An 11,315-nucleotide genomic window follows, 5' to 3' on the forward strand; every position below is an offset into this window, starting at 1 on the left:
GACGTACTTTTCTCCATACTAATACGGATTTCTTTTAAGAAAGGGGGATTTGTATGGGGCGCGGGAAAGCATTTGATCATAAGAAAAAAGGGCATGATCATCAACCACCTAAAGGTGCGTTCATTCATAAAGATGTAAATGAACATACTTTGGAAGAGGAAGAGCTACCAGTAAATATTGAGGCGTATAAAAATAGTTTAAAAAAACATTAAAAGCACCTACATAGGTGCTTTTTTACCGTATATCTTCAATTAATTGTTCCGATTCTTCATGCATACTGTACTCACTTAATACTTGAATGCAAAGCCATTTTAATTCCTCAATCGTATGCTCAAGTTCTTCAGGAAGCACATGATAAATGTCTTCAAGTCCCATCCCGAAATGAATAAGTTCAAGTACTTGATCATCGATGTTCCGATCCATTAATAATTCAAGTACTTCTAAATTGAATATGTATCGGTGAGCTTCGTCGAGTGAAACAACTTTTAACTTCAAGCTTTCTACAATACTCAATATAAAAAGAAGGATTGTTTTTTCAAGAACAGGTTGTTTTCCCATTTGAAATATTAGTTTCATCTTTCACACCTCCACATATAGCGCTAGGTTGTACTATATTATTCAGGAGGGGGGAACAAATATGCATGATATAGAGAAACTTTCAGCACTGTTTTTATAAGAAGATTGATAACTCACAAAATTGAGGTTTTGGCGAAATAAAAAATCCTGCTAGTATAGCAGGATAACTCGCGATTAAAAAATGCTCCAACCTTCTTGAGCAGAAAGAAGTTCAAGAATTTTAAAACCAGCAATACTATTTCCGTTTGCATCTAAAGCTGGTCCGAAAATACCGATTCCCATGTCTCCTTTTACGCAGCCAAAAATACCACCGGCTACACCGCTTTTTGCAGGAATACCAACACGAATTGCAAATTCACCAGATTCGTTATACATACCACATGTGACCATAAATGTTTTGCAAATTTTTGTAATATGTTTAGGGATGATTTGTTTCTTTTTATATGGATCATATCCATCCATTGCAAAAATTAAGCCGATACGTGCTAAATCGATGCAGTTTACTTCAACTGCGCATTGACGAGTATATAAATCCATAAGTTCTTCAATATCACAATCGATAATTCCGTTTTGTTTCATATAATAACAAAGTGAACGGTTTAGGTAAGCTGTCTCTAGTTCTGAATCGGCAACTTTAGAGGAATAATTAATAGTAGGATTATCTGTTATTTCACGTACAAAATGAAGAATACGTTCCATTTTTTCCTCGTTATCTTTTCCTGCTAACATGCTTGTAATAGCTAATGCTCCTGCATTTATCATTGGATTAAGGGGTTTGGACGGACTTGTCGTTTCTAACTTAATAATAGAATTAAATGGGTCACCCGTTGGTTCCATTCCAACTTTAGAAAATACATATTCTTCACCACGGTCTAAAAGGGCAAGGGCAAGTGTAATTACTTTGGAAATACTTTGAAGAGTAAATAGTGTTTGTGAGTTGCCTGCATGGATATATTCTGTTTCTTTATGGAAAATGGCAATCCCTAAATCGTCTGGATTTGCATTTCCTAGTTCGGGGATATAAGTAGCAAGTTTTCCTTTTTTTGTATATGGTTTTACTTGTTCTAACAACTGTTGTAAGTTGTTTGTTTCAATGCACTGCATAGTACCAACGCTCCTATTTTGAATTAACTAAGTTTACTTTTCCCGATATGCTCGGAAATAAATAATAACATGAAAAAGTGGAATGATAAAACGAAAGTTCAATGTGCTATAATAGGTCTTTCGTTTCGAGTATTCTGTATTTTAAAAAGGAGAATTTTCCTTTTATATAACAGTTTGGAAATAGGAGATTTATCCATAAAAAGTTCGGAAATAAAAACTACACATCTATACAACTATATGTTATTATGGTTATGTAATAGAAAGCGTTTTCTAAAGCGTACTTATAATGATAACGATTTCATAAATTAAATTAGGGGGAATTAAAATGTTGCAGTTTTTACAACGTATTGGTAAAGCTTTAATGCTTCCGATCGCAGTACTACCAGCAGCAGGATTATTGCTTCGTTTAGGGCAACCAGATGTATTTGATATTCCTGTTATGGCACAGGCCGGCGCAGCAGTTTTTGATAACTTAGCACTTATTTTTGCAATTGGTATTGCAATCGGTCTTTCAGTGGATGGTAGTGGTGCAGCAGGTCTTGCAGGTGCAATTGGTTATCTTGTTATGAAAAATAGTATTGATGCACTTAGCAAAGGGTATTCAACTGCTGAATTACAAGGTAAATTAGGTAAAGTCCAAGATTTAATAGGTAATAGCGCAAATGTAGATCCATCTAAGCTTGCGGATACAATGACACAAGTATCTAAGGCTGCTGAATTATCGACTAAAGTAGATATGAAAGTTTTAGGTGGTATTATTGTTGGTGTTATAGCAGGACTTCTTTATAATAAATTCCATAAGATTAAACTTCCAGAATGGTTAGGTTTCTTTGCTGGAAAACGTTTCGTTCCAATTGTTACATCAGTTGTGATGCTGATATTAGGAATTCTATTTGCACAAATTTGGCCAACAATTCAAAATGGTATTGATGCATTAGCTCATGGAATTGTTAATTTAGGTGCAATTGGTTCAGGATTATTTGGTTTATTAAACCGTTTATTAATCCCAATTGGTTTACACCACGTAATGAACACATACTTCTGGTTTGTATTTGGGGACTTTACAAATGCAGCAGGTAATGTTGTTAATGGTGATATTGCTCGTTTCCTTGCAGGTGACAAAACAGCAGGTATGTTTATGACTGGTTTCTTCCCAGTTATGATGTTCGGTTTACCAGCAGCATGTTTCGCAATGATTGCAGCTGCTAAACCAGAAAAGCGTAAAGCAGTTACTGGTATGTTAGCTGGTCTAGCATTAACTTCATTCTTAACTGGTATTACAGAGCCTATTGAATTCTCATTCATGTTCTTATCACCAGTATTATATGGTATTCATGCTGTACTAACAGGTCTTTCTTTATTCATTACAACATCACTTGGCATTCATGATGGTTTCTCATTTAGTGCCGGTGCAATCGATTATGCTTTAAACTTCGGTATTGCAACAAAACCAGTCTTACTAGCAGGTATCGGTTTAATTTACGCAGCAATTTATTTCATAGTATTCTACTTCTTAATTAAGAAGTTCGATTTAAAAACTCCTGGTCGTGAAGATGACGATGAGTTAGTTGAAGATGGTGATGCACCAGTTGCAGGTTCAATTGGTGAAACTTACGTAGCAGCTTTAGGCGGAAAAGAAAACTTAACAGTTATTGATAACTGTGCAACACGTCTACGCTTACAAGTAAAAGATGCTGGTCAAGTAAATGAAGCAGCATTAAAACGTGCTGGTGCAAAAGGTGTTATGAAATTAAGTAATACTAGTGTACAAGTTATCGTAGGTACAAATGTTGAATCTGTTGCCGATGATATGAAAAAACACGTATAAATAATGAGATAAGAGGATGTCCCAAAAGATTGATAACATCAATTTTTTAGAGGATATCCTCTTTTTTTTGTTAATAATTTAACGGGAATCTTACTTTTGTAAATTTTCTTTTTCTTTTTTGTACATATAGGTTGGTAATATGTGCAGTGCGTGATAAAGTAGGGATGATATAGAATGGATTATCCATAATCTACTAAAACGAATCTTTAGTAGAGGAATTAAATTATTGGTGAGTAAGGGGAAAAAAGCAATTATGGATCAGGAAAAAAATAATGCGAATGGGAAAGCACATCGGCCGATTGTATACATAAAAAGAACAATCATTCTCGTCTTACTATTATCACTTGTATATTTCATGTATACAAAAATTGTTGCGCATAATAAGAAAGAAGAAACTTTAAAAGCGGCAGCAGAAATGAAGAAACAAGAAGAGTTAAAAAAGAAAGAAGAAAAAAAGAAACAAGAAGTACAGAAGCAAAAACAAAAAGAGCAGGAAGAACAAATGAAGCAAGCGCAAGCAGCGGAGAAACCTGCTGAAGGACCACCTCAAGAAATTAATGAAAACGCTCAATTGGACCAGTATTTACAAAACGCAGGATTTAGCGGGACAGCTGTTATTGTGAAGAACGGAAAAGTTCTTCTGAATAAAGGGTACGGTATGGCAAATAAAGAGCAGCAAGTACCGAATAATTCAGAGACGACTTTTTATATTGGTTCTATTTCAAAGGCGTTTGTAGCAACTGCTATTATGCAATTGAAAGATCAAAATAAATTACAAGTAGAAGATACTGTTGCGAAGTATATTCCAGATTTTCCACAAGGTAATAATATTCAGCTAAAACATCTATTAACACATACATCAGGGATTCCCGAATATGAGCAGGGAAAAGAAGATATTTCTCATGAAGAACTGATAAAGCGGATAGGAAATCAAAAGCGTATTGGTGGTCCGGGAGAGAAGTGGAAGTATTCTGATTCGAACTACTCTATACTTGCTTATATTGCAGAGAAGGTAAGTGGGCAGTCACTCGAAGAATATATTAAACAACATATTTTTGCTACTGCGGGTATGAAACATTCTGGCTTTGGCACAGCGTTAGAACAAACAAGATTCCCATCAACGGGTTATAAAATAGTAAATAATAATATGACAACACCTAATATTCCAAGCATGTCACAACTTTATGGTTGTGGTGATATATATACGAGTGCACATGATTTATATTTATTTAATGAGGCGTTATACTCTGGAAAATTAATTTCAAAAGAGAGTTACGATCAAATGTTTACGGGTGGAAAAAAGGATTACGGGTTTGGATGGTACGTAGACCCAGGAAGCTATTCGAATCATGGTGTAATGCCAGGTTGGAATTGCTTAAACGGATTTAGTAAAAATGGTAGTGTATATGTTGTTTTATTATCTAACATTCAAAATAATATTAAATCATTTGGTAAAGTGAATAATGACATTTATTCGATATTGCGGAATATTGAAGTGTAAGAAACTATCCTTTTGGATAGTTTTTTTTATGCTCTGAAACAAATATTTCTTTTAGAAAATGTATGTCTTACCTATCACAAAAATATCCATTTTGTATACATTAAGATGTATGGATGTAAAATTTTATAATCTAAAAATAATAGGAGGAGAAGTGTATGTGTCTGTTCAGAAAATATTGGCATAAATTATCAAGATTGTTTAATAGACAATTAGATTATTTTTTAGATAATAAGTTATTGCCTGCTGTGGAAAGACTTTTATTTTCACAAAACTTCGCGAGATTTATTCAAAGAAACTCTAAGCAAGCTACGGAAGAAGTTATTGAATCAAGTAGATTTCAATCTATTATTTGTAACATTTTAAAAGAATGCAATACATCACCTTTTAAAGAAATTGCAAAGCAGTATTTAGGTAAAAACGTAGAAATTACGGTGACAGTTGGACAATTAACAGGTGTTATTGTAGCAGTTGGTGATGACTTCTTAACATTGCAAGAAGGAATAGGAACAGAGGTTTTATTACCATTTATAAGTATTATATCAATTAAAGAAGCGTAAGAAAGGAGACTTATATATGTTATTTACTGATGAATTACGTAACCATGTTGGCGAACTAGTGCAAGTTGTGACAGCTGTAGAAATCATTGCAGGCGTTCTTTTATCTGTGACGGATGGGGCAGTAATTGTTCGTACTTCTCCTTCTTATGGACCACCAGAAGATGTAGTTGTGCGTATTCCTATTATTGCTTATGTTCGCTTGGAAGGGTAAGAGTGATACAAGTATGAGAGTGTCAGTTGTTATTCCAGTGCATAATGAAGCAAGTACTTTATCAAAAGTTTTAGTAGAGGTAAGAAAACTCGAACCATATGAAGTTATCATAGTAGATAATGGATCTACAGATGGGACGAAGGAAATAGCATTACAGCATAATTGCCGTGTGATTTATTATAGAGATTCTCTTGGTAATGATGTGGGACGGGCAATTGGTGCTAGAGAAGCAAAAGGTGAGATTGTTTTGTTTTTAGATGGTGATATCGTCATGAAAAGTGAAGAATTATACAATTTTATTAAAGGAATACGACAAGGGCATGAGATTGTTTTAAATAATTTAACATGGTCCGTTTACTTGAAGATGAGACCGCATTATACGACGGTTGGAAAATATATGTTAAATCGTTATTTGAACAAGAAAGAGTTTGTTGTAGGATCTTTAATTGCAATACCACATGCGATAAGTCGTAAAGTGATTGAAAAACTGGGGTGGTGGAATTTAGCAGATCCAGCATTATTTCAAGCGATGGCGATGTCTAGAGGAGTAGATATTTCTGATATGGCTTCAGTTGATGTCATCTACACAAATAAAGTTCGACCTGTGCATACTGGTACATCACCTGGCTCTCCTTATCCGAAAGCGACTAGTCGTATTATGGGTGATCATTTGCGAGCTTTACAATACGTAATCGAAACATATGGTAAACGCGGTGGTTTTTCAGAGAACAATAGAGATAGAGAGTTTGTAGGAAAGTATAAACCAGTTTTATTACAAAAGAATAAAGCGAAATATAGTGCCATTATCCCAGTATCAGAAGAGAAAATAACCATAAGGTCTGTTATAAAAGAAGTGAAAGAAGCAGGTGTAGATGAAATTATAGTTGTCGCGAATGGAGCAGATGTTGAGACTGTTAAACAGGCAAAGCTAGAGAATGTTATTGTTGTTGAATTTACGAAGGCGCTTGGACATAATGTAGCACGAGCAATAGGTGCCATGCATGCTACGGCAGATATTTGTTTATTCGTTGATAGTGATCTTGTTATTCCAGCAAAAAAACTCACTCTATTTTTACATGCTGTTGAAGATGGAAATGACGTGGTGTTAAATGATTTACAATGCTTATTAGATATGTTTCATCCAGCAGATCCAATTAGTATGGGAAAATACTTTGTGAATTTGATAGCGAAACGACCAGATTTATGGAATAACTCACTAACTGCTGTACCACATGCCATTCATAAGAAGGTAATAGAGAAAATAGGATATGATTCCCTTATCATTCCGCCATTAGCACAAGTGAAAGCTATTTTAGAAGGATTCTCTATTACAACAGTAGAGTTAGTAGATGTTATAAAAACAAATCGCATACGTCCAGAGCAACACGAATTTGTAAATGGGCGTATTTCAGCGTTTGATCGTATTTTCGGTGATCAACTTGAAGCGGTTGCGTATTTATTACAATGTACGGACGAACGTGGTGGTTTTACAGATGGAGATAGAGATAGAGATGTAATTCAACAATTGAGAAGGGAAGAAGAGAATACAAATGAATAGTAGTAAAGTAGCTATTATTGGGCTAGGGTATGTTGGCCTTCCTTTAGCGGTACATTTTGCAGAAAGAGGGCATACAGTACTTGGATTAGATAAAGATATTAGGAAAATAGACTCAATTATAAAAGGAGAAAGTTATATTCCGGATGTTTCTTCTAAAGAGTTACAAAGTTTATTGACGAAAAAAAAATTAACAGTAAATACACCGGATCAAGGCATTGCTGATTTTCAAAATAGTGATTATGTTATTGTCACTGTCCCGACTCCAATTAATGAACAAAGAGAACCAGACTTAAGTGCCCTCATTTCAGCTTCGCATTATATACAACAAAACCTTCAAAAAGGACAAACCTTCATTTTTGAAAGCTCCACATATCCAGGCACACTTGAAGAAGTCATCCTACCTATTATTTCTCAAAATGGTAAAAAGGTAGGGGAAGATTTCTATATCGGATATTCCCCTGAGAGAATTGATCCAGCAAATAGTCAATATTCAGTTCAAGCTATTCCAAAAGTTATTAGTGGACAAACAGAAAAGTGTAAACAAAAGGTACAGGATTTATATAGTACCATTTTTGACGAAGTTGTACCTGTTAGCTCTCCGAAAGTAGCAGAGATGTGCAAGCTATTTGAAAATATTCAGCGCTTAGTTAACATTTCTTTAGTAAATGAACTAAACACACTATGTGAAAGTTTAGGCATTGATTTTTATGAGGCCATTGAAGCGGCATCTACAAAACCATTTGGGTTTACTCCGTATTGGCCAGGGCCAGGGATAGGGGGACACTGTATTCCCGTAGACCCTTTATATTTTCAATGGAGAATAAAAAAGAATGGGGCAATTAGTCAATTAATTGAGGCTGCACATATAATTAATGAAGAAATGCCAGAGAAAATGGTCCGCAAAGTAAAAAGTGTGGTGCAATTACCTGCAACGGTGTTAATTGTAGGGATTGCGTATAAAAAAGATGTAAATGATTTGAGAGAATCACCAGCGTTACCGATTATTCAATTATTAAGAAATCAAGGATACGAGATAGAATATCATGATCCTTATATTTCTTCCGCAGAAATTGGAGATAAGGTGTACCAATCTGTTTCTTTAGATGAAGAAAAAGTTAAAAAAGCGGATTGTATTTTAATTTTAACGGATCATTCTAATATTGATTGGAAGCTTTTTAAAGGAATGGATCGAGTAATAGATACACGCGGGATTGTAAAGAAGGTGAGTAAATGAGTAAGAAATGTTTAATTACAGGTGGGGCCGGATTTATCGGGTCGCATTTAGCTGAAGAGTTGATAAGAAGAGGTTATGAGGTCACTGTTGTGGATAACTTTTATAAAGGTAAAAATAAGTACCATAAAGAGTTAATGAAAGAAATCCGTGTTATTCCAATAAGTGTTTTAGATAAAAATTCTATTTATGAATTAGTAGATCAGCATGATGTCGTGTTTCATTTAGCAGCAATTTTAGGTGTGAAAACAACAATGGAAAAAAGTATAGAGCTCATAGAAACGAATTTTGATGGGACAAGAAATGTTTTACAAGCAGCGTTAAAAGGAAAGAAGAAAGTAGTTTTTGCTTCTACTTCAGAAGTATATGGTAAGGCCAAGCCGCCTTTCTCTGAAGAGGGAGATCGATTGTACGGGGCAACATCTAAAATTCGTTGGAGTTATGCAGTTTGTAAAACGTTGGAAGAGACATTATGTTTAGGGTACGCATTAGAAGGGTTACCAGTAACGATTGTTCGATACTTTAATATTTATGGTCCAAGAGCGAAAGATGGTCCATATGCAGGAGTAATCCCGCGATTTATCCGCGCGGCACTGCAAGGAGAAGACATTCTCGTATATGGAGATGGAAAGCAGACACGTTGTTTTACGTATGTAAGTGATGCGGTAGAGGCAACGATTCGGGCAATGGATGAGAAGGTAAATGGTGAGATTATTAATATAGGTTCTGAGAATGAAAAGAGCATAAAAGAAGTAGCAGAAGTAATTAAAAAATTAACGAATTCTTCTTCGAAGATTGTCCAAGTGCCTTTTGAAGAAGTATATCCTCATGGTTTTGAAGAAATTCCAAATAGAAGACCAGATGTAACAAAATTAAAAGAGCTTGTTCAATTTCAGGCGAAAGTAACGTGGGAAAACGGATTGAAGGAAACAATTAAGTGGTTTCGTGAACAAAACAATGGCTAAGTCATTATCTGTTATTATTCCTGCATGTAATGAGGTCGATACGATTTCAGACGTTATTCAATCGGTAAGACCATTAAATCCAGTAGAAATCATTGTAGTAGCAAACGGTTGTAATGATGGAACAGAAGATGTTGCAGATCGTTTAGGGTGTAAAGTAATCAAGCATACAGAGCTACTAGGGAACGATGTTGGACGTGCAGTCGGCGCAAAACATGCGATAGGTGATGTATTACTATTTATAGATGGTGATTTTGCTATTCCAACTTCAAAATTAAAATTATTCCTTAATCCGATTTTATACGATCAGGCAGATGTAGTTTTAAATAATTTGGATGCATTATTTTTAAAAAGGCAAAAAACCACTTCTATTACAGTATGGCGCCAAATATTAAATGCAATGTTAGAGCGTGAAGAATTAAAAATGAATTCTTTATTAGATGTACCTCATGCGCTGACGAAAGAAGTCGTTCAAAGCATCGGATATGAATGTTTTGTTAATCCTATTGTGGCTCATTTACGCCTAGTTCAAAGTAAATGGAGAATTAGTCGTCATTGTGCTATTGACGTTATTACGCCGAATAAATTTCGTCCATTCCAGCATGCTGCATATGGGACAAATCTTTCCCAATCTGAAAAAAGAATGATAGGTGATCATATAGAAGCAGTAGCAGAACGGATATTAAGCAGTGATGAGCGCGGAGGATATTATGATGGAAATAGGAAAAGGGATAGTGTCTATCATACTTTAAGTTTTGAAGAGTTTTATCAAGGGTGGGGTGTTACATCTGATTTCTATAAAGGAAAGCAACTATCGGTTGTTATTCCCGTACAAGATGAAGAGAAAACAATTGGAAACGTTATAGAAGAGCTTCGCAAAATTGAACCCTTCGAAATTATCGTTGTCGTAAATGGTTCGTCAGATAAAACGAAAAAAATTGCAAAAGACAAAGGGGCAACGACAATTGTATATAAAGAAGCACTCGGAAATGATGTGGGGCGCTCACTTGGAACGTATTTTGCAAAAGGAGAAATTGTGTTATTTATAGATGGCGATTTTGTTATTCCAGCGAGTGAGCTATATCCTTTTGCGAAAGCTATTGCAGATGGAACAGATGTTGCATTAAATGATCTAAATCATTATTTAGATTTAAGAGTACCGCTTCATCTTGTAACTGCATTTAAATATGCATTAAATTTAGCTTGTGATAGAAAAGATCTAGGCGTAGGCTCTCTTATCGCTGTACCGAATGCGTTTAGCCGTAAGTGTTTGAAAGAAATTGGGTATAGATCTTTACTGGCGCCGTGTGTAGCCCAAGTGAAAGCTATTCTTTCAGGATTTGAAGTTGCATGTGTAAGTCGTGTTGAGGTCGATAAGATGAACCGTATTCGTCCCAGTGAACATTTTGCTAAAATAGGTCATCCACCAGCTGTACTTCGAATTATAGGTGATCATATAGAAGGACTAGATCAAATAATTGCATTAACAGACAATCGTGGCGGATTCTATGATGGCAATAGAAAAAGAGATGTTTTATAGAAGTAACAAAAAAAGTGTACAACATGTGTACACTTTTTTGTTCTGTTATAAAAACTATAACAGATTAGGAGATAAGAGTATTACAGCTCTACAATGGGTATTGTTCTTATATTACAAAATAGGACTCGTATATAAGGATACCAAAAAAATACAATTAAGGAAAGGGTTAATTTTAAAGACTTTTAAATGAAGTTAACACTATATATATAGTAGTTTGCTCAACATTTCACAAACATGTCACAACTAT

At 34.9% G+C, this 11,315-nt stretch carries 12 protein-coding genes and 1 pseudogene; 11 read left to right on the forward strand and 2 right to left on the reverse strand.

Annotated features, from left to right (window positions below; all coding sequences use genetic code 11):
* Positions 1 to 53: 53 nt before the first annotated feature.
* Positions 54 to 212: a hypothetical protein gene (locus ACX9TM_RS02545; protein ID WP_000532409.1), complete on the forward strand. Its 159-nt coding sequence runs from the start codon at positions 54 to 56 to the stop codon at positions 210 to 212.
* A 22-nt stretch (positions 213 to 234) separates the two neighbouring features.
* Here ACX9TM_RS02545 and ACX9TM_RS02550 read toward each other — a convergent pair whose 3' ends face one another.
* Both ACX9TM_RS02550 and glsA read right to left on the reverse strand, forming a co-directional pair.
* Positions 235 to 576: a DUF3969 family protein gene (locus ACX9TM_RS02550; protein WP_000766604.1), complete on the reverse strand. Its 342-nt coding sequence runs from the start codon at positions 574 to 576 to the stop codon at positions 235 to 237.
* A gap of 174 nt (positions 577 to 750) precedes the next feature.
* On the reverse strand, positions 751 to 1,680 hold the full coding sequence (gene glsA / locus ACX9TM_RS02555) for a glutaminase A (protein ID WP_001149850.1): 930 nt from the start codon (positions 1,678 to 1,680) through the stop codon (positions 751 to 753).
* A 69-nt stretch (positions 1,681 to 1,749) separates the two neighbouring features.
* Between glsA and ACX9TM_RS02560 the strand changes: the two are divergent.
* From ACX9TM_RS02560 to ACX9TM_RS02605, 10 genes and pseudogenes are all read left to right on the forward strand, one after another.
* A pseudogene (locus ACX9TM_RS02560) lies at positions 1,750 to 1,864 on the forward strand (transcriptional regulator).
* Between the two features lie 141 nt (positions 1,865 to 2,005).
* The gene (nagE, locus tag ACX9TM_RS02565; RefSeq protein WP_000938900.1) at positions 2,006 to 3,508 is read left to right on the forward strand and encodes an N-acetylglucosamine-specific PTS transporter subunit IIBC; all 1,503 of its coding nucleotides are present in this window, start codon (positions 2,006 to 2,008) and stop codon (positions 3,506 to 3,508) included.
* Between the two features lie 253 nt (positions 3,509 to 3,761).
* Entirely contained in the window at positions 3,762 to 5,009 is a 1,248-nt protein-coding gene (locus tag ACX9TM_RS02570; RefSeq protein ID WP_000371812.1) for a serine hydrolase domain-containing protein, read from the forward strand.
* Between the two features lie 155 nt (positions 5,010 to 5,164).
* Positions 5,165 to 5,566: a hypothetical protein gene (locus ACX9TM_RS02575; RefSeq protein ID WP_000335530.1), complete on the forward strand. Its 402-nt coding sequence runs from the start codon at positions 5,165 to 5,167 to the stop codon at positions 5,564 to 5,566.
* Between the two features lie 16 nt (positions 5,567 to 5,582).
* Positions 5,583 to 5,777, forward strand: a complete 195-nt coding sequence (locus ACX9TM_RS02580; protein ID WP_000899469.1) for an LSm family protein — start codon at positions 5,583 to 5,585, stop codon at positions 5,775 to 5,777.
* Between the two features lie 13 nt (positions 5,778 to 5,790).
* Positions 5,791 to 7,335 carry a glycosyltransferase family 2 protein gene (locus tag ACX9TM_RS02585; protein ID WP_001266465.1) on the forward strand — a complete coding sequence of 515 codons (1,545 nt, stop codon included), beginning with the start codon at positions 5,791 to 5,793 and terminating at the stop codon, positions 7,333 to 7,335.
* Positions 7,328 to 8,569, forward strand: coding sequence for a nucleotide sugar dehydrogenase (locus ACX9TM_RS02590; protein WP_001088925.1), 1,242 nt, complete (start codon positions 7,328 to 7,330; stop codon positions 8,567 to 8,569). Before ACX9TM_RS02585 ends, ACX9TM_RS02590 begins: the two co-directional genes overlap by 8 nt.
* Entirely contained in the window at positions 8,566 to 9,531 is a 966-nt protein-coding gene (locus ACX9TM_RS02595) for a UDP-N-acetyl-alpha-D-glucosaminuronate decarboxylase (protein WP_000037014.1), read from the forward strand. Before ACX9TM_RS02590 ends, ACX9TM_RS02595 begins: the two co-directional genes overlap by 4 nt.
* Positions 9,524 to 11,068 (forward strand): glycosyltransferase family 2 protein, encoded by a 1,545-nt coding sequence (locus ACX9TM_RS02600; RefSeq protein WP_013141734.1) that lies wholly within the window; start codon positions 9,524 to 9,526, stop codon positions 11,066 to 11,068. Before ACX9TM_RS02595 ends, ACX9TM_RS02600 begins: the two co-directional genes overlap by 8 nt.
* Entirely contained in the window at positions 11,037 to 11,258 is a 222-nt protein-coding gene (locus tag ACX9TM_RS02605) for a hypothetical protein (RefSeq protein WP_002094217.1), read from the forward strand. Before ACX9TM_RS02600 ends, ACX9TM_RS02605 begins: the two co-directional genes overlap by 32 nt.
* Positions 11,259 to 11,315: the final 57 nt, after the last annotated feature.

The organism is Bacillus sp. LH1 (assembly GCF_057924895.1).